Below are 17,951 nucleotides of genomic sequence, written 5' to 3'. Positions count from 1 at the left end.
GATATGCTGCCGAGTTGTTGTGCGGACCGGGCGCGTACGCCCGAAGGGGGGCGGGCCCTTCGCCCCGGTCCGACGAGAACGAGGAGGCGTCCGGGCAGATGGAGACCACGAGTCGGGTAAGCGCGCAGACGCCGGCCAACGAGAGCGGCCGTCGCGGCCACCTCGTCGGCCGGACGGTCGACGGCTATCTGCGGGCGCCTTTCCCCTGGTACGGCCTCGACGAGGCGTTCACGGGCCACCGCTGGCTGCTCCAGGTCGGCCTGGCCGCCGACGGGGCGGTGGAGCACGGTTCGATCGGGCACGGCGACGAGCCCTCGGTACGCAACGAGCACAGCGCGAACTCCTCGGACGAGCCGAGGGAGAAGTTCGCCGTCGTCGTCACCGTGCCCGCGAACCCCTCCCGCCGCAGCGCGGACGGCACCGGGCTGCTGGAGGCCACCTCGGTCTCCTCGGCGGCCTGGCTGGCCGGGGTGGGGCTGCTGTCCGTCACCTGGCCCGGCCAGATGGACCACACCCTGCGCGACGACTGGCTGGACCAGCAGACCGAGGCCGCCTGGGCGCTGGCCGACGACCTCGACGGCGCCGAGTGGTCCCGGCTCTCGCTGCCCGTGGACGGTGTGGCGACGCCCTTCCACTACCGCGAGTCGGAGTTCGGCTGGGTGCTCGCCGGTGCCACCGAGGCGGGCGTCCATGTCGGCGCGTACGGCCGGGGCATGAGCGCCTACGGGCTCGGCTTCGCCGTCGTCAAGGACATCGGCGCCTACGCCTGAGACACGACGAGAGGGGCGCCCCGCGAAATCCGCGGGGCGCCCCTCTCGTCGTGTCCGGGCTCAGAACTTGTTGCGCGGGGTGATGCCCAGCGACAGCCCCGACAGGCCACGCTGACGGCCGCCCAGCTTGCCCGCGATGGCACGCAGGGCCGAGCCGGCCGGGGAGTCGGGGTCGGTCAGCACGACCGGCTTGCCTTCGTCGCCGCCCTCGCGCAGCCGGACGTCGATCGGGATGCTGCCGAGCACCGGGACCGTGGCCCCCGTGGTGCGGGTCAGGCCGTCCGCGACGAGCTGGCCGCCGCCGGTGCCGAAGATGTCCACCATCTCGTCGCAGTGCGGGCAGGGCAGCCCGGACATGTTCTCGACCACACCGACGATCTTCTGGTGCGTCTGCACCGCGATGGAGCCCGCGCGCTCGGCGACCTCCGCCGCCGCCTGCTGCGGGGTGGTGACGATCAGGATCTCCGCGTTCGGGATCAGCTGCGCCACCGAGATCGCGATGTCACCGGTGCCCGGCGGCAGGTCCAGCAGCAGCACGTCCAGGTCGCCCCAGTACACGTCCGCCAGGAACTGCTGGAGCGCCCGGTGCAGCATCGGGCCGCGCCAGACGACCGGGGCGTTGCCCGGGGTGAACATGCCGATGGAGATGACCTTCACGCCGTTCGCCGACGGCGGCATGATCATGTTCTCGACCTGGGTGGGCTTGCCGTCCGCGCCCAGCATGCGCGGCACGCTGTGCCCGTAGATGTCGGCGTCCACGACACCGACCTTCAGACCGTCGGCGGCCAGCGCGGCCGCCAGGTTCACCGTCACCGAGGACTTGCCGACGCCGCCCTTGCCGGAGGCGACCGCGTAGACGCGGGTCAGGCTGCCGGGCTTGGCGAACGGGACCTCGCGGTCCGCCTGCCCGCCGCGCAGTGCGTTGGCCAGCTCCTTGCGCTGCTCGTCGCTCATCACGTCCAGCGTGACGTCGACCCGGGGCACGCCCTCGACGGCGGACACCGCGTCGGTCACCCGCTGGGTGATCGTCTCGCGCATCGGGCAGCCGGAGACCGTCAGGTAGACCGTGACCGCGACCGCTCCGTCCGCGCCGATCTCCACCGATTTGACCATCCCGAGTTCGGTGATGGGTCGGTTGATCTCGGGGTCGTTCACCGTCGACAGCGCCTCGCGCACCGCGTCTTCCGTAGCCATACGACGATGGTACGGCGCCGGTGGGGGCCGACGGGTAGTGCCTCAGCGGTCGTCTGCGTCACGCCCCGGCGGGCGACTTGTCCGTTCCACCTCCAATTCCCGGACGAGGTCCTGCAGCTCGGACCTGATCCAGTCGCGGGTGGCGACCTCGCCGAGGCCCGCCCGGAGCGCGGCGATCTCGCGGGTCAGGTACTCGGTGTCCGCGATCGACCGCTCGTTCTGCTTGCGGTCCTGCTCCAGGTTGACCCGGTCGCGGTCGTCCTGCCGGTTCTGCGCGAGCAGGATCAGCGGGGCCGCGTAGGACGCCTGCAGGGACAGCATCAGGGTCAGGAAGATGAACGGGTAGGAGTCGAACCGCACCACGTCCGGCGCGGCGATGTTCCACACCACCCAGACGATGATGACGACCGTCATCCAGACGATGAACCGTCCTGTGCCGAGGAACCGGGCGATCTTCTCCGACAGCCGGCCGAACGCCTCCGGGTCCCACTCCGGCAGCACCCTGCGGCGCGGCGGGCGCGGCTGGTCCAGTCGCGGCGTACGTGGTCGGGTCGCCGTGGCGCCCGCGGGGGAACGGTCGCGGCCCTCGCGGCCGCCCTCGCGCTCAGCCATGCGCACCCGCTTCGCGTCCGGCGCCGGTCTCCGGCAGCTCGTCCAGGTGGAACTCCGTCTCGCGCCAGTCGTCGGGCAGCATGTGGTCCAGTACGTCGTCCACGGTCACCGCGCCCAGCAGCGAACCCGACTCGTCCACCACGGGGGCCGCGACCATGTCGTACGTGGCGAAGAACCCGGCGATGACGGGCAGCGTGGCGTCCGGGGACAGCGGCTGGAGGTCGTCGTCGAGCAGCGAGCTGACCAGGGTGTACGGGGGGTCGCGCAGCAGCCGCTGGAAGTGCACGGTGCCCAGGTACTTGCCGGTCGGGGTCTCGTCCGGCGGGCGGCAGACGTAGACCTGGGCGGCGAGCGCGGGGGAGAGGTCGGGGTTGCGGACCCGGGCGAGCGCGTCGGCGACCGTGGCGTCCGGGCGCAGCACGATCGGCTCGGTGGTCATCAGCCCGCCCGCGGTGTGCTCCTCGTACGACATCAGGCGCCGCATGTCGGCCGCGTCCTCGGGCTCCATCAGGCTCAGCAGGCGCTCCTTGTCGTCCTCCGGCAGCTCGCCCAGCAGGTCGGCGGCGTCGTCGGGGTCCATGGCCTCCAGGACGTCGGCGGCGCGCTCCTCCTTCAGCTTGCCGAGGATCTCGATCTGGTCGTCCTCCGGCAGCTCCTCCAGCACGTCCGCGAGCCGGTCGTCGTCCAGGGCGGCGGCCACCTCCGCGCGCCGCTTCGGGGAGAGGTGGTGGAGCACGTTGGCGAGGTCGGCCGGGCGCAGTTGCTCGAAGGTGGCGAGCAGGTTCTCCGCGCCCTGCCCGTGCTCCTCCAGGGAGAACCCGGTGACGGCCGACCACTCCACGGTCAGCGTCTCGCCCTTGGCCCGCCGGAAGGCGCCGCCCTTCTTGCCCTTGCGGACGAAGACCCGGTCCACCTCCCACTCGCGGCGCGCGGGCAGTTGCTGCACGGAGAGGTCGAGGACGGTGACCTCCTCGCCGGTCTCCACCAGCTTCACCCGGCGGTCCAGCAGCTCCCCGAAGACCAGACGCTCGGTGGGCCGCTGCTCGAAGCGGCGGACGTTGACCACACCGGTGGAGATGACCTGGCCGGAGTCGATGCCGGTCACCCGGGTCATGGGCAGGAAGATCCGGCGCCGGGTGGACAGCTCCACCACCAGCCCGAGCACACGCGGCGGGCGGCGGCCGACGCGCAGCATGACGACGATGTCGCGGACCCGGCCGACCTGGTCGCCCGCCGGGTCGAAGACGGGGACCCCGGCGAGGTGCGAGACGAAGATCCGGGGAACACCGGCTGCCATCTGTGCTTCCTTTGCCGTGCTCGGGATGCGTCGGGATTGGTGCGGATTCGCTCTGATATGGCCACGCGTGTGCGCTTCAGGCTAGCCCGTACCGATCGGAAACGCCCCGGCGAGCGGTCCGGACGGACGGGCTCCGCCCGGGGCGCGTGCCCCCGGTACGCTGCCGTACGCCCATTCGGCACCGGCAGAGAGGCAGCCCCACCTGTGACTGCGATTCCCCAGGCACGCAACCGCAGAACCGTGCGGGTGACCGCGCTGTGCGTGCTGGCCGTGTCGGCGCTGACGATGCTGACGGGATGCGGCGAGGAGGACCCGGACGCCGGGACCAACGGGGTGGGCCGACTGCCCGCGGGGAAGATCCAGGAGAAGAGCCGGGCGGCGGCCGACGCGGCACCCGCGGTGCACCTGGCCGGGACCGTGGTCACCGGCGGCGTCACCTTCACGCTGGACATGCGGCTGAAGTCCGGCGGTGGCAGCGGCTCGGTGACCTCGAAGAACTCCAGCTTCAAACTGCTGCGGGTCGGCGACGAGCTGTATCTGAAGGCCGACGCCGCCTTCTGGAACCACGGCGGGGACACCTCGGCCGGGGGCAAGCTGGCCGGCAAGTACGTGAAGGTCCCGCAGGACGACCCGGCGTACAAGAAGTTCAGCGGCTTCACCGAGAAGGACGTGCTGCTGCCCGCCCTGCTCACCCTGCACGGCAAGCTCGCCACCGCGGGCCACCACGAACAGGCCGGGACCCGCACGATCCGGGTCAGCGGCGACGGCGGCCCCGGCGGCACCCTGGACGTCTCCCTGGAGGGCAAGCCCTACCCCCTGCGCCTGGTGCGCGGCGGCGGCGCGGGCACCCTCACCTTCGCCGAATGGGGCAAGGACTTCCCCGCGGCCGAACCCGCCAAGTCCGAGACGGTCGACTACGGCGGCCAACTGCCGGGTTCCTGAACCCCGTTCCGCTTCAGCCCCGCTTGCGCCGCCGGGCCAGCAGCCTCGGCAGGGCGGCCGGTACGGGCACGCGGGTGGTGGCCGGGGTGGGCAGCGGGGGCTCGGCCAGGCTGCCGGTGGGCGGCGGCGCCACGGCCCCGGTGGGGACCAGACGCAGCACCGTGCACTCGCGGGCCCAGCGGGCCGGGATCTCCTCGGCGCCGGGGGCGTTGAGCCGCTTGCCCTTCAACTCCGCGACCGCCGCCTCCCATTCGGGCGAGGCGGGGTCCAGCCGGTGCGCGGTCGCCCACCAGGTGACGAGCCGCCCGCCCTTGTCCTTGCTGCGCACCGCCACCTCGGCCGCCCCGCCGTCGGTGAGACCGGGCAGCGGCTGCTCACCGCCACCGTCACCGACCAGCACGGCGGCGCCCTCGTGCCAGACGTGCCACACCGGGCGCGCGGCGGGCGCGTCGGCACCCCGGACCCAGATCAGGCCGGACTTCTTGGTGGCCTCCTCGATGAGGGCCTGGTCGAAGAGGGCCTGGGCGGGCGGCTCGCTGGTCATGCGCCCAGCCTATCCAGCGGCGCTCAGAGCCAGCCGTTGCGCTTCAGCGTGCGGTGGATGCCCAGACACAGGGCGACCGTGACGCACATGATCACCGGGTAGCCGTACTTCCAGTGCAGCTCGGGCATGTGGTCGAAGTTCATGCCGTACACCCCGCACACCATGGTGGGCACGGCGATGATCGCGGCCCAGGCGGTGATCTTGCGCATGTCCTCGTTCTGCGCGACGGACGCCTGCGCCAGGTTGGCCTGGAGGATCGAGTTCAGCAGCTCGTCGAAGCCCATGACCTGCTCGTGGACGCGGGCCACGTGGTCGGCGACGTCACGGAAGTACTTCTGGATGTCGGGGTCGATCAGCCGCATCGGCCGCTCGCTGAGCAGCTGCATCGGGCGCAGCAGCGGGGCGACCGCGCGCTTGAACTCCAGTACCTCGCGCTTGAGCTGGTAGATCCGGGCCGAGTCGACACCGCGCGAGACACCGCCGTTGCGGCCGGGGGAGAAGACCTCCGTCTCCACCTCGTCGATGTCGTCCTGCACCGAGTCCGCGACCGCGATGTAGCCGTCCACCACATGGTCGGCGATGGCGTGCAGCACCGCCGAGGGGCCCTTGGCGAGCAGCTCGGGGTCGTCCTGCAGCCGGTGGCGCAGCGCCCGCAGCGAGCCCTGTCCGCCGTGCCGCACGGTGATGAAGAAGTCCCGGCCGGTGAAGCACATGACCTCACCGGTGTCGATGACCTCGCTGCTGGCGGTGAGCTGGTCGTGCTCGACGTAGTGCACGGTCTTGAACACGGTGAACAGCGAGTCGTCGTACCGCTCCAGCTTCGGCCGCTGGTGGGCCTGGACCGCGTCCTCCACGGCCAGCGGGTGGAGCCCGAAGGCGCTCGCGATACCGGCGAACTCGGCCTCGGTCGGCTCGTGCAGGCCGATCCACACGAACCCGCCGTCGCGGCGCACCTCGCGCATCGCCTCCTGCGGGCTGAGGGTGCGTCCGCTCTCCACGCGGGCGCCGTCGCGGTAGACGGCGCAGTCGACCACGGCCGAGGACGTGGTGGTGTCGGTCTCGCAAGGAGCCGCCGCCTCCTTGCGCGGGGCGGGGCGGGAGGACGGTCGGACCACGGCTCGCAGGTCGCGGATCATCGACATGGGCAGGCTCCTTCGCGGGCGGGCAACGAAAGTGCGCCTGCGACGGGTGGAACTACCCGGAATGGGGACGTTCGGACTGCATGCGTTTGGCACGTCCACAAAGCGGGGAGCACCGCACCGTCGCGGTGGCGACTTCGCTACTGATGCAGGACTGAGTGAGATCAGGCAGATCAGGCAAAGCGAAACGAAGTGCTCTTCCGGACGGCGAGGCGAACGAAAAGGTGGCGGTCGGCCAGGAATGACATCAACAGCCGGAAGAGCGAGTGGTACTGCACGGTCGACTTCGATCCATGACAGCCCCACCTCCTCCGGCCGGTCCCTCGTAAGGGAGTCTCATCGGCGTCGGGGACTCGACGGCGAGCATGTGCACGCGGCCCCGAACCACCGGCTCAGCGTAGCAGCAGCCCGAGATGTCAAGGCGCGGCTTTGCCCGCCACTGACGAGTTCTATGCTCACCGCATGGTTGATGTTCTTCCTCTGGTCGAGGCGCGGCTGAACTCGGCGCTCGGCGCACCGGACGCGCGTGCCTCGGTCACCTTCCTCGGCGCGGACCGCATCGAGGTGCTCCGCTTCCAGGAGGGGGACGTGGTCCGCTACGCCACGCTGGGCATGTCGGCGCACCCCATGAGCGACCCCACGGCGATGGTCGCCGACCCCATCGAGGGGCCGCGCGCCGAGCTGTTCCTCTCCGTGCGTGCCGGAGTCGTCGACACCGGCCCGGTGCTCCGCCCGCTCGCCGTGCTCGCCGCGTCCCCGCAGGTCGAGGGGGTCGTGGTGGCACCCGGTGCCTCGCTGGACGTGGGGGAGCCGCTGTGGCCCGGCGCGCCCTTCACCTCGGTGCTGGTCGGGGAGCCGGGCGGACTGGTGGAGGACCTGGAGCTGGACGCCCCGCTGGACCCGGTGCGCTTCCTGCCGCTGCTGCCCATGACACCGAACGAGGCCGCCTGGAAGCGGGTGCACGGCGCGGGGGCGCTCCAGGAGCGCTGGCTCGCGAACGGCACCGACCTGCGCGACCCCACCCGCGCCTCCGTGGCGCTCGCCCCGGCACCGGAGTGAGCAACCTCACCAAGTGCCGTGTGGAAGCGCGGAGTTGACCACACCCCGGAATCGCGCCGGGGCCGTACGGGTGATCGTCCTTGACGTGCGGCGGCCGGGGTAGGACCGTGGGGCTCTATGAGGGGCGAACCCAGTTGCCCGAGGTGTGGTGGCCGGGTCAGGGCTCCCGGCCTCTTCGCCGATACGTGGCAGTGCGACACGCACGGCGCGGTGTACCCGCTGCAGCCCGTGATCCCGCCCAGCGTCGAGGCCCTCACCGCCGTGGTGCAGCGCACCCGCGTCCCGCTGTGGATGCCGTGGCCGCTGCCGGTCGGCTGGCTGTTCACCGGCGTCGGCTACGCGGGGGACGCCCCCGGCGGCGGCCGGGCCACCGTCGTGGCCTGCTCCGGACCCAGCCCGCTCGGCGGTCCGGGCGAGCTGATCCTCGTCGCCGAGGAACTGGGCGTCGGCCTCGGCGCGCGGTACGCGGGGCTGGACAGCCCCGACCCCGGCCCCTACCTGGACATGGAGAAGCCGCCGCAGGCCAAGGTGCTGGCCGCAGGCCGCCCCACCCCGCTCTGGCATGTCACCGACACCCCGGACGACCGCGCCGTCTTCGCGGGCGAGGCCCTCGGCGTCTGGCTGTGGGCGGTCACCTGGCCCACGGAGTCCGGCCTGCTGATGTACGACGAACTGGTGCTGACGGATCTGCGGGACGCGGGCCCCGAGGTCGACCTGGTCCCCTGCGGGGCGCTCTCGCCCCGGCTGCTGCGCCCCTGAGAACCCGTAGGGGGTGTAGGGGGCGCTCCCCGGCTGCGGGGGTGACAGGGCATGCCGTTCGCGCGGCTATCCTTAGGTGTCCCCGCCGTCCCGTCAGCCGTCTGGAGCAGCCGTGCGCATCGACCTGCACTGCCACTCCACCGCCTCCGACGGCACCGACACCCCGGCCGAGCTGATGCGCGCGGCCGCCGGTGCCGGGCTGGACGTGGTTGCGCTCACCGACCACGACACCACCCGCGGACACGCCGAGGCACGGGCCGCCCTCCCCGAGGGACTCACCCTGGTCACCGGCGCGGAACTCTCCTGCCGGACCGACGGCGTCTCCCTGCATCTGCTGGCCTACCTCTTCGACCCCGAGGAGTCCGCCCTGCTCGCCGAGCGCGAGCTGGTCCGGGACGACCGGGTGCCGCGTGCCCACGCGATGATCGCCAAGCTGAACGCGCTCGGCGTACCGGTCACCTGGGAGCAGGTCGAGCGGATCGCCGCCGGGGGCACGGTGGGCCGCCCGCATCTGGCGTCCGCGCTGGTGGAGCTGGGTGTCGTCCCGACCGTGAGCGACGCGTTCACGCCCGAGTGGCTGGCCGACGGCGGCCGGGCCTTCGTCGACAAGCACGAGACCGACCCCGTCGAGGCGATCCGGCTGGTGAAGAGCGCGGGCGGCGTGGCCGTCCTCGCGCACCCCGCCGCCGCCAAGCGCGGCCGCACGGTGCCGCCGGACGCGATCGCCGCGATGGCGGCCGCCGGGCTCGACGGCATCGAGGTCGACCACACCGAGCACGACCAGGACACCCGGACCCGGCTGCGCGGTCTCGCCGGAGACCTGGACCTGCTGGTCACCGGCTCCTCGGACTACCACGGCACCCGGAAGACCGTCGCCCTCGGCGAGAACACCACCGACCCCGAGGTCTACGGGGAGATCATCCGCCGGGCGACCGGCGCCTTCCCCGTACCGGGGACCGGCGGGGCCTGAGCCCCGCCGAGCGCCACCCCTCTGCTTTTCCCCCCACCCGATCACCCGCACGTCCGCCGTGCGCGCCCGCCTCCTGCCCGCGCAGGGGCTCAGGGCGTGCCGCGGCGGTGGCTCCAGCACGCAAGGCACACGATGTTCGACCTCGCCGTCTTCGGCTCCCTGTTCCTGACCCTCTTCGTCATCATGGACCCGCCGGGGATCACCCCGATCTTCCTCGCCCTCACCGCCGGGCGGCCCGCCAAGGTCCAGAAGCGGATGGCCTTCCAGGCCGTCTGCGTGGCGGGCGGGGTCATCGCCGTCTTCGGTCTGCTCGGCCACCAGATCCTCGACTACCTGCATGTCTCGGTCCCGGCGCTGATGATCGCGGGCGGGCTGCTGCTCCTGCTGATCGCGCTCGACCTGCTCACCGGCAAGACCGACGAGCCCAAGCAGACCAAGGACGTCAATGTCGCCCTCGTCCCGCTGGGCATGCCGCTGCTCGCCGGTCCCGGCGCGATCGTCTCGGTGATCCTGGCCGTACAGAAGGCCGGAAGTGTCGCCACGCAGGTCTCGGTCTGGACGGCGATCCTCGCCATCCATGTGGTGCTGTGGCTGGTGATGCGTTACTCGCTGCTAGTCATCAAGGTCATCAAGGACGGCGGTGTCGTCCTGGTGACACGGCTCGCGGGCATGATGCTCTCCGCGATCGCCGTGCAGCAGATCATCAACGGGGTCACTCAGGTGATCCGGGGGAGCTGAGACGCGGTCTCGGCTCCCCCGGAAGGCTTGAGTGTCGTGCGTACGCCTTACGAGGCCGAGCAGTCGGCCGGGCGGATCCACAGGCGCTGGCCGATGGCGGCCGCCTGCTGCACGATCCGGTTGACGGAGGCGGCGTCCACGACGGTGCTGTCCACGGTGGAACCGTCGACCTCGTCGAGTCGCATGATTTCGAAGCGCATGAAGGCTTCTCCCTTCGTCTGGTCATCCTCCAGAGGAGAACTACTGGTGTGCGACGTGTTGTCGCGGTGTCACATGTGTAGACAACGAGCGGCCTACCGCAAACATTCCCTACGCTAAGGAAATTTTTTGACGGGCTAATTACTGTCCGGTAAAAAGACCTCGCAACGGGACTGACGGGGACCGGTTGTGTTCGCAGCGTGACGGCCGGGACAATGGACCCGATGAACGACGACCTGGCGGCTCTGGGTGCCCGCATCGACCACACCAACGAACTGCTACAACGCATGCTCGCTGAGGTGGCGAAAACACCCTCCACGCACGCGATCTTCGTGGACGCGGGTTATCTCTACGCGGCCGCCGGGCGGCTCGTGGCCGGTACCGAGGACCGCCGCGCCTTCGACCTGGACGCCGAGGGCCTGATCGACGCGCTCATCGACAAGGCCCGCTCGATCTTCGCCGACAGCCGCCTGCTGCGCGTGTACTGGTACGACGGCGCCCGGCGCCGCATCCACACCGCCGAGCAGCAGTCGATCGCCGAGCTGCCCGACGTCAAGGTCCGCCTCGGCAACCTCAACGCCCACAACCAGCAGAAGGGCGTCGACTCCCTGATCCGCACCGACCTGGAGTCCCTCGCCCGGCACCGCGCGATCAGCGACGCGGCCCTCCTCGGCGGCGACGAGGACCTGGTGTCGGCGGTCGAGGCGGCACAGGGGTACGGCGCGCGGGTCCACCTGTGGGGCATCGAGGCGCCCGAGGGCCGCAACCAGGCCGAGCCGCTGCTGTGGGAGGTCGACAGCCAGCGCACCTTCGACCTGGAGTTCTGCAAGCCGTACGTCTCCCGCCGCACCGCCGCCTCCTACGAGGCCACGCCCGGCAACCGGCCGACCCGTGACGACGTGCGGTTCGTCGGCGCCCAGATCGCGGCGAAGTGGCTGGTCTCCCGGGGCCGGGACAGCCTGATGGAACTCCTCCCCGGCCACCCGTACCTGCCCGGCTCGGTCGACCAGGACCTCCTGGTGGAGGCGGAGGGGCTGCTCCAGTACTCCCTGCGCGGCCAGGCCGACCTGCGCCGGTCCCTGCGGGACGGGTTCTGGGAGCACCTGCAGACGCAGTACTGACAGCACTGAGGCCCGGCTCCCTTCGACAGGGGGCCGGGCCTCAGCGGTGGTGCTTACGCCTCGGAGGGCTCCACGGCGGCGACCTTGCGGGTCCGGCGGCGCGGCTTGGCCTCCGGCTCCTCGCTGGCCTGCGCCGGGATCTCCGTCGCCACGGCCTTCGCGGCCGCCGTCTTCCGGGTGCGGCGGGGCTTGGCCTCGGCCTCGGGGGCGTCGGCCGCCTCCGTCGCCACGGCGGCCTTGCGGGTGCGGCGCGGCTTGGCCTCCGCGGCGTCCTCGGCGACGGCTGCCGTCTTGCGCGTACGACGCGGCTTGGCCTCCGCCACCTCGGCCGTCTCGACGACAGCGGCGGCGGTCTTCCGGGTGCGACGCGGCTTGGCCTCGGCCTCGGGGGCCTCGACCGGCTCCGCCGCGACGGCGGCCTTGCGGGTGCGGCGCGGCTTGGTCTCCGTCGCCTCGGCCGTCTCGACGGCGGCGGTCTTCCGCGTGCGGCGGGGCTTCGTCTCGGCCACGACGGCCTCCACGGTGTCCACGACCGCCTCGACGGCGGCAGCCGCCTTGCGGGTGCGGCGCTTCGGCGCGGGCGCCTCGGCGACCGGCTCCACGACCGGCTCCGCGACCGGCGCCTCGACGACGGCCTCGGCCACGACCGGAGCCGCCTCCGCGCGCTTACGGGTACGACGGCGCGGCTGGGCCGGAGCCTCGGCGACGGCCTCGGTGACCTCCGGCGTGACGGCGGCGGCCTCGGCCGACGCACCGCTCCGGGTACGGCGACGCGGCTGCTTCGGGGCGTCCGCGACCACCGGGGCCTCCGGCGCCGTCACCGTCTCCACCGCGGCGACCGCGGCAGCCGCCGGCTCGCCCGACGCCCCGGAGCGCGTACGGCGACGGCGGCGCGGGGTGCGGGGCGCCTGCGGCTCCTCCACGGACGTGGTCTCCGCCGGTGCGGCGGCGGGAGCGGCACCGGCCTCCACCGCGGCACCGCCGCGCATGCGACGACGACGGCGCGGGGTGCGCTCAGAACGCTCCGAGCGCTCCGAACGCTCCCGCTCGGGCGCGGCCTCGGGACGGCCGCCACGGCCGGACCGGCCGCCGCGCGCACCACGGCCCCCGGTCTCGCCCAGGTCCTCCACCATCTCCGCGCCGAGCCCGGCGCGGGTGCGCTCCGAGCGCGGCAGGACACCCTTGGTGCCCGCCGGGATGTTGAGGTCGGAGAACAGGTGCGGGGACGTCGAGTACGTCTCCACCGGGTCGTTGAAGCCCAGCTCCAGCGCCTTGTTGATGAGCTGCCAGCGCGGGATGTCGTCCCAGTCGACGAACGTGATCGCCGTGCCCTTGTTGCCCGCGCGGCCGGTGCGGCCGACGCGGTGCAGGTACGTCTTCTCGTCCTCGGGGGACTGGTAGTTGATGACGTGGGTCACGCCGCCGACGTCGATGCCGCGCGCGGCCACGTCGGTGCAGACCAGCACGTCGACCTTGCCGTTGCGGAAGGCGCGCAGCGCCTGCTCGCGGGCGCCCTGGCCGAGGTCGCCGTGCACGGCGCCGGAGGCGAAGCCGCGGCGCTCGAGCTGCTCGGCGATGTCGGCGGCGGTGCGCTTGGTACGGCAGAAGATCATCGCCAGACCGCGGCCCTCGGCCTGCAGTATGCGCGCGATCATCTCCGGCTTGTCCATGGAGTGGCCGCGGTAGACGAACTGCTTGATGTTGGCGACCGTCGCGCCCTGGTCGTCCGGCGCGGTGGCGCGGATGTGGGTGGGACGGTTCATGTAGCGGCGGGCGAGACCGATGACCGCGCCCGGCATGGTGGCCGAGAACAGCATGGTCTGGCGCTTGACCGGCAGCATGTTGACGATCTTCTCGACGTCGGGCAGGAAGCCCAGGTCGAGCATCTCGTCGGCCTCGTCCAGCACCAGGCACTTGACGTGGCTGAGGTCCAGCTTCTTCTGGCCCGCGAGGTCGAGCAGTCGGCCGGGGGTGCCGACGACGACGTCGACGCCCTTGTTCAGGGCCTCCACCTGCGGCTCGTAGGCGCGGCCGCCGTAGATGGCGAGTACGCGTACGTTGCGCACCTTGCCCGCGGTCAGCAGGTCGTTGGTGACCTGGGTGCACAGCTCGCGGGTGGGCACGACGATGAGCGCCTGCGGCGCGCTGGTCAGCGCCTCCGGGGCGGCACGGCCGGCCTCGACGTCGGCGGGGACGACGACGCGCTCCAGCAGCGGCAGGCCGAAACCGAGGGTCTTGCCCGTGCCGGTCTTGGCCTGGCCGATGACGTCGCTGCCCGACAGGGCGACCGGAAGGGTCAGCTCCTGGATCGGGAACGGGTTGATGATGCCGACGGCTTCCAGCGCCTCGGCGGTCTCGGAAAGGATGCCGAGGTCACGAAATGTCGTAGTCAGGGTTTTTGCCTCTTCTGTGTGCGCGGCACGAGGCGAGCGCGGGGATCATGTCTGACCGTGCCGGGGACGTCGGTCGCCGTACGGGCGAACCAACTGGGGCAAGCCGTATGACACGGGACCTCTGCCGACGCTCTAGCGCTCGAACCGCTAAGGATGTCCCTCCGCTCGCCGTACGCGTGGTGCCGTACGGACGGGAAGGGCTGTCAGGTCGGAGCCGATCGGGCCACCGACCGGGCATCCTCATGCGTGCGCCGCTACCAGAAGGCATTGAGCGCACCGAACACCGTCGGCGCACTCAGCAGGCGCAATACCACCATACCCCGGATCGGCGCACACGCGATGGCCGAATTGGTCACGTAGTCGTGGTCACAGTGGTTGACCAGGGGCTTCCGGGACAGGGTGAGCGGGCTATTGTGCGCCTCATGACTAGCTCTGACAAGCCTGAGAACCCCGAGAACGCGGGCGCCACCGACGGCCCCACCGGTGTCGCCGCCCAGGACTGGGCGCAGGCCGCGGCGGACCCGCAGTACCGCGCGGCTGTCGTGGACCTGCTCGGCGCGCTCGCGTACGGCGAGCTGGCGGCGTTCGAGCGGCTCGCCGAGGACGCCAAGCTGGCGCCGACCCTCGCGGACAAGGCGGAGCTGGCCAAGATGGCGTCGGCGGAGTTCCACCACTTCGAGCGGCTGCGCGACCGGCTGACCGAGATCGGCGCCGAGCCCACCGCCGCGATGGACCCGTTCGTCGCCGCGCTGGAGAGCTTCCACAAGCAGACGGCGCCCTCGGACTGGCTGGAGGGCCTGGTGAAGGCGTACGTCGGCGACTCGATCGCCAGCGACTTCTACCGGGAGGTCGCCGCCCGCCTCGACACCGACACCCGCGAGCTGGTCCTCGCCGTCCTGGACGACACCGGGCACGCGGAGTTCGCGGTGGAGAAGGTCCGCGCGGCCATCGACGCCGACCCGCGCGTGGGCGGACGGCTCGCGCTGTGGGCGCGGCGGCTGATGGGCGAGGCGCTGTCGCAGTCGCAGCGGGTCGTCGCGGACCGGGACGCGCTCTCCACCATGCTGGTCGGCGGGGTCGCGGACGGCTTCGATCTGGCGGAGGTCGGCCGGATGTTCACCCGGATCACCGAGGCGCACACCAAGCGGATGGCCGCACTGGGCCTCGCGGCCTGACTACCGGTCAGCGGCGGCTACGCGGGCGCGGATCGCCTGTGGAGCCGCCCGGCCGGGCGCAACAGCAGCGACAGGGACGCGGCGGACACGACGGCCGCGCCGAGCAGGGTGAGCAGGACCGGGGCCGGGCCCAGGGCGCTGTGCGTGACGAAGTCCCCGAAGAGGGCGCCCGCGACCGCGGTGGCGAAGACCAGCGGGCGGGTGGGCAGCCGGTGCGGCAGGCGCCGCGCGGCCGCGAAGGCGAGGACGAGGCCGAGCGCGGCCGAGCCGAGCACTTCCAGGATCATCGAGGGGTCCCTCCCACGTGTGCGTGCTCGATCGGTCACAGCCCGACATACCCGTGACCTGCGCGTCGCAATCCTCCCCTGTGCCCGGTGTGTGCGCGAGCTGTGCGGCGGCGGGCACGCCGAAGGGCCCGGCGGCACGATGCCACCGGGCCCTTCACGGGTGTCGCGCCTACAGCGTGCCGAAGCCCACCTTGCGAGCGGTCGGCGCGCCGATCTCGACGTACGCCAGACGGTCGGCGGGGACCACGATCTTGCGGCCGCGCTCGTCCTCGAGGCTCAGCAGCGGCGACTTTCCGGCCAGGGCGTCGGCGACGACGCGCTCGACCTCCTCGGCGCTCTGACCGCTCTCCAGAACGATCTCGCGGGGCGCGTGCTGCACGCCGATCTTGACCTCCACGGCTATGTCCCTCCGACGGTCAGTGATGTGCGCGATGTGCCGCGCCGTACGCTGCACACATTAGCCCGGTGAGGGGACGCGCATGCCTCCGGCGGGAACGCCATCAGCGAACACGCCCCTCCGGCGCGCCGGACGTCAGTGGTGGTCGGTGCCGTGGAGCGGGAAACCGGCGATGCCGCGCCACGCCAGCGAGGCGAGCAGCCGCACCGCCTGGTCGCGGGGCACGCTGCGGTCGCTGTGCAGCCAGGAACGGGCCACCACCTGGGCGAGTCCGCCGAGGCCGGAGGCGAGCAGCATGGACTCCGCGCGGGACAGGCCGGTGTCCTCCGCGATGACCTCGCAGATCGCCTCGGCGCACTCGGTGGTCACCTTGTCCACGCGCTCGCGCACGGCCGGCTCGTTCGTCAGGTCCGACTCGAAGACCAGGCGGAAGGCACCACCGTCGTCCTCGATGTACGCGAAATAGGCGTCCATGGTCGCCCGTACGCGCTGCTTGTTGTCGGTCGTCGAGGCGAGCGCGGCGCGCACGGCCTGGATCAGCGCCTCGCAGTGCTGGTCCAGCAGGGCGAGGTAGAGGTCGAGCTTGCCGGGGAAGTGCTGGTAGAGCACCGGCTTGCTGACTCCGGCGCGCTCGGCGATGTCGTCCATCGCGGCCGCGTGATAGCCCTGGGCGACGAAGACCTCCTGGGCAGCGCCCAGCAACTGGTTGCGCCGGGCTCGGCGCGGCAGACGGGTGCCGCGCGGGCGTGCTGCCTCTGTTTGCTCGATGGCTGTCACGCCGCCTCCCAATGTCGTCCCACTCGTGCGGTGTCGGCCGCGCGGCCATCGTACTTTTCGGTAACCCCGGTGTGCGCGGTGCGAGCGCAGAATTTCACGTACCGGACGACGGCGAAAGCCATGGCCCTCGGCCCGGTGCCCGACCGGTCAGCGGTAATCGTCCTCGTCGGTCGTGACCACGCGTGCCTGTTCGATGAGATCGCCCTCGCTGCCCCGGTCCGGGTCCACCTCGCTCAGCGGCTCGTCCCGCTCCTCCGTGAGGGTGGCGCGCTGCTCGACGGCGTCGTGCTCGGGGGCCTCCACGGCGATCTGCGGCTCGTCGCCGTCGCCGGGGCTCTCGATCTCGTCCGGCTCGGTGGGGTAGTGGGCCATGACGGCCTCCCTTCCTTCCAGCATCCGTCCAGGAACCTCTGGCTCGGGCGGGTACCCCGCGGGTGCGCTGTCATACGAGCCTAGGAGACTGCCCAGGGCGACGCCACGCCATCGGCGACATGGGCGGCCCCGTTCCCGCCGTCCCCTCCCTGTGCGGTTCCCTGTGAGGTCCTGTGAGGGCGAACACATGAGCTGTGGTGTGATCGTCTCGTAACATTGGCGCATGTCTTCGACCGAGTCACCTTCCGTCCCGGCCGCGAGCGTGCTCCCCCGGGTCGCGCCCGTAAGGGTGGGCGACGGCGAGCGGATGAGGTCGGTGCGGCTGCCGGGGGTCACCCTGTCGGTCCGGTCCCGGCCGCCCGCGCGGGACGGCCTGGAGCCCGCGCTGTACGTGCACGGCCTCGGCGGTTCCTCGCAGAACTGGTCCGCGCTGATGGCCGAGTTGGACGGCGTCGTCGACGGCGAGGCCGTCGATCTGCCGGGCTTCGGCGACTCCCCGCCGCCGGACGACGGCGACTACTCCGTCACCGGGCACGCGCGCGCCGTCATCCGGTATCTCGACGCGGCCGGACGCGGCCCGGTCCATCTCTTCGGCAACTCCCTCGGCGGCGCGGTCTCCACGCGCCTGGCCGCCGTGCGCCCGGACCTCGTCCGCACCCTGACGCTGGTCTCGCCCGCCCTGCCGGAGCTGCGCATCCAGCGCAGCGCGGCCCCCACCGCCCTGCTGGGCGTGCCCGGCGTGGCCGCGCTGTTCAACCGGTTCACCCGGGAGTGGACCGCCGAGCAGCGGGTGCACGGGGTGATGGCCCTCTGTTACGGCGATCCCGCGAGCGTGTCGCCGGAGGCGGTCCAGTACGCGGTGGAGGAACTGGAACGGCGCCTGAGGCTGCCGTACTTCTGGGACGCGATGACCCGCTCGGCGCGCGGCATCGTCGACGCGTACACCCTGGGCGGGCAGCAGGGGCTGTGGCGGCAGGCCGAGCGGGTACTCGCGCCGACCCTGCTGGTCTACGGTGGCCGTGACCAACTCGTCGGCTTCCGTATGGCCGCCAAGGCCGCCCGCTCCTTCAGGGACTCACGTCTGCTGTCCCTGCCGGACGCCGGGCACGTGGCGATGATGGAATATCCGGAGCTGGTGGCCAGGGCGTTCCGCGAACTTCTCGCGGAGAGCGCCGCGTCGGGCGCCACGAACGCGGAGAACTGAGGG

Annotated in this window: 20 protein-coding genes; 9 read left to right on the top strand and 11 right to left on the bottom strand. The window is 72.0% G+C overall.

Annotated elements, in window-relative coordinates; all coding sequences use genetic code 11:
• Positions 1-98 precede the first annotated feature (98 nt).
• Positions 99-770 carry a hypothetical protein gene (locus ACIPPM_RS14855; RefSeq protein ID WP_393915883.1) on the top strand — a complete coding sequence of 224 codons (672 nt, stop codon included), beginning with the start codon at positions 99-101 and terminating at the stop codon, positions 768-770.
• Between the two features lie 60 nt (positions 771-830).
• Here the strand turns inward: ACIPPM_RS14855 and ACIPPM_RS14850 are convergent, their stop codons facing one another.
• From ACIPPM_RS14850 to ACIPPM_RS14840, 3 genes are read right to left on the bottom strand one after another with little or no spacing between them, the layout of a single operon-like run.
• Positions 831-1,964, bottom strand: a complete 1,134-nt coding sequence (locus ACIPPM_RS14850; RefSeq protein WP_401447366.1) for an Mrp/NBP35 family ATP-binding protein — start codon at positions 1,962-1,964, stop codon at positions 831-833.
• Between the two features lie 42 nt (positions 1,965-2,006).
• Entirely contained in the window at positions 2,007-2,576 is a 570-nt protein-coding gene (locus ACIPPM_RS14845; protein WP_401447364.1) for a DUF1003 domain-containing protein, read from the bottom strand.
• Complete coding sequence (locus ACIPPM_RS14840) at positions 2,569-3,873, bottom strand: magnesium transporter MgtE N-terminal domain-containing protein (protein WP_401447361.1); 1,305 nt, start codon at positions 3,871-3,873, stop codon at positions 2,569-2,571. The genes ACIPPM_RS14845 and ACIPPM_RS14840 overlap by 8 nt, the downstream gene beginning before the upstream one ends.
• Positions 3,874-4,077: 204 nt before the next feature.
• On the opposite strand from ACIPPM_RS14840, the gene ACIPPM_RS14835 reads away from it, so the two are divergent.
• On the top strand, positions 4,078-4,815 hold the full coding sequence (locus tag ACIPPM_RS14835; RefSeq protein WP_401447358.1) for a hypothetical protein: 738 nt from the start codon (positions 4,078-4,080) through the stop codon (positions 4,813-4,815).
• A gap of 13 nt (positions 4,816-4,828) precedes the next feature.
• Here ACIPPM_RS14835 and ACIPPM_RS14830 read toward each other — a convergent pair whose 3' ends face one another.
• Both ACIPPM_RS14830 and ACIPPM_RS14825 read right to left on the bottom strand, forming a co-directional pair.
• Positions 4,829-5,359, bottom strand: a complete 531-nt coding sequence (locus ACIPPM_RS14830) for a hypothetical protein (RefSeq protein ID WP_401447355.1) — start codon at positions 5,357-5,359, stop codon at positions 4,829-4,831.
• Positions 5,360-5,382: 23 nt separating this feature from the next.
• Positions 5,383-6,501, bottom strand: a complete 1,119-nt coding sequence (locus ACIPPM_RS14825; RefSeq protein ID WP_401447352.1) for a magnesium and cobalt transport protein CorA — start codon at positions 6,499-6,501, stop codon at positions 5,383-5,385.
• A 459-nt stretch (positions 6,502-6,960) separates the two neighbouring features.
• Between ACIPPM_RS14825 and ACIPPM_RS14820 the strand changes: the two genes are divergently transcribed.
• From ACIPPM_RS14820 to ACIPPM_RS14805, 4 genes are all read left to right on the top strand, one after another.
• Positions 6,961-7,557: a suppressor of fused domain protein gene (locus ACIPPM_RS14820; RefSeq protein ID WP_401447349.1), complete on the top strand. Its 597-nt coding sequence runs from the start codon at positions 6,961-6,963 to the stop codon at positions 7,555-7,557.
• Positions 7,558-7,674: 117 nt separating this feature from the next.
• Complete coding sequence (locus ACIPPM_RS14815; RefSeq protein ID WP_401447347.1) at positions 7,675-8,316, top strand: DUF6758 family protein; 642 nt, start codon at positions 7,675-7,677, stop codon at positions 8,314-8,316.
• Positions 8,317-8,428: 112 nt separating this feature from the next.
• Complete coding sequence (locus tag ACIPPM_RS14810; RefSeq protein ID WP_401447345.1) at positions 8,429-9,286, top strand: PHP domain-containing protein; 858 nt, start codon at positions 8,429-8,431, stop codon at positions 9,284-9,286.
• A gap of 132 nt (positions 9,287-9,418) precedes the next feature.
• Positions 9,419-10,024, top strand: coding sequence for a MarC family protein (locus tag ACIPPM_RS14805; protein ID WP_130332083.1), 606 nt, complete (start codon positions 9,419-9,421; stop codon positions 10,022-10,024).
• A 47-nt stretch (positions 10,025-10,071) separates the two neighbouring features.
• On the opposite strand, the gene ACIPPM_RS14800 is transcribed toward ACIPPM_RS14805, so the two are convergent.
• Complete coding sequence (locus ACIPPM_RS14800) at positions 10,072-10,224, bottom strand: hypothetical protein (protein WP_393596266.1); 153 nt, start codon at positions 10,222-10,224, stop codon at positions 10,072-10,074.
• A gap of 222 nt (positions 10,225-10,446) precedes the next feature.
• Here ACIPPM_RS14800 and ACIPPM_RS14795 point away from each other — a divergent pair, with 222 nt between their 5' ends.
• Positions 10,447-11,343: an NYN domain-containing protein gene (locus ACIPPM_RS14795; protein WP_401447341.1), complete on the top strand. Its 897-nt coding sequence runs from the start codon at positions 10,447-10,449 to the stop codon at positions 11,341-11,343.
• Positions 11,344-11,396: 53 nt separating this feature from the next.
• Here ACIPPM_RS14795 and ACIPPM_RS14790 read toward each other — a convergent pair whose 3' ends face one another.
• Positions 11,397-13,607 carry a DEAD/DEAH box helicase gene (locus ACIPPM_RS14790; protein WP_401448481.1) on the bottom strand — a complete coding sequence of 737 codons (2,211 nt, stop codon included), beginning with the start codon at positions 13,605-13,607 and terminating at the stop codon, positions 11,397-11,399.
• Positions 13,608-14,158: 551 nt separating this feature from the next.
• Here ACIPPM_RS14790 and ACIPPM_RS14785 point away from each other — a divergent pair.
• Positions 14,159-14,911, top strand: coding sequence for a ferritin-like fold-containing protein (locus ACIPPM_RS14785; RefSeq protein ID WP_401447339.1), 753 nt, complete (start codon positions 14,159-14,161; stop codon positions 14,909-14,911).
• A gap of 17 nt (positions 14,912-14,928) precedes the next feature.
• Here the strand turns inward: ACIPPM_RS14785 and ACIPPM_RS14780 are convergent, their stop codons facing one another.
• The 4 genes from ACIPPM_RS14780 to ACIPPM_RS14765 form a co-directional block, all read right to left on the bottom strand.
• Complete coding sequence (locus ACIPPM_RS14780; protein ID WP_401447337.1) at positions 14,929-15,198, bottom strand: hypothetical protein; 270 nt, start codon at positions 15,196-15,198, stop codon at positions 14,929-14,931.
• 169 nt (positions 15,199-15,367) lie between these two features.
• Positions 15,368-15,595 carry a DUF3107 domain-containing protein gene (locus tag ACIPPM_RS14775; RefSeq protein ID WP_388995842.1) on the bottom strand — a complete coding sequence of 76 codons (228 nt, stop codon included), beginning with the start codon at positions 15,593-15,595 and terminating at the stop codon, positions 15,368-15,370.
• A 135-nt stretch (positions 15,596-15,730) separates the two neighbouring features.
• Positions 15,731-16,372, bottom strand: coding sequence for a TetR/AcrR family transcriptional regulator (locus ACIPPM_RS14770; protein ID WP_393596262.1), 642 nt, complete (start codon positions 16,370-16,372; stop codon positions 15,731-15,733).
• 147 nt (positions 16,373-16,519) lie between these two features.
• The gene (locus ACIPPM_RS14765) at positions 16,520-16,744 is read right to left on the bottom strand and encodes a hypothetical protein (RefSeq protein ID WP_401447334.1); all 225 of its coding nucleotides are present in this window, start codon (positions 16,742-16,744) and stop codon (positions 16,520-16,522) included.
• Between the two features lie 223 nt (positions 16,745-16,967).
• Here ACIPPM_RS14765 and ACIPPM_RS14760 point away from each other — a divergent pair, with 223 nt between their 5' ends.
• Complete coding sequence (locus ACIPPM_RS14760; protein ID WP_401447332.1) at positions 16,968-17,948, top strand: alpha/beta fold hydrolase; 981 nt, start codon at positions 16,968-16,970, stop codon at positions 17,946-17,948.
• Positions 17,949-17,951: the final 3 nt, after the last annotated feature.

Source organism: Streptomyces sp. NPDC090119 (assembly GCF_044747085.1).
In the GTDB taxonomy this organism is placed as follows: domain Bacteria; phylum Actinomycetota; class Actinomycetes; order Streptomycetales; family Streptomycetaceae; genus Streptomyces.
This window is presented reverse-complemented; position numbering and strand designations above follow the sequence as displayed.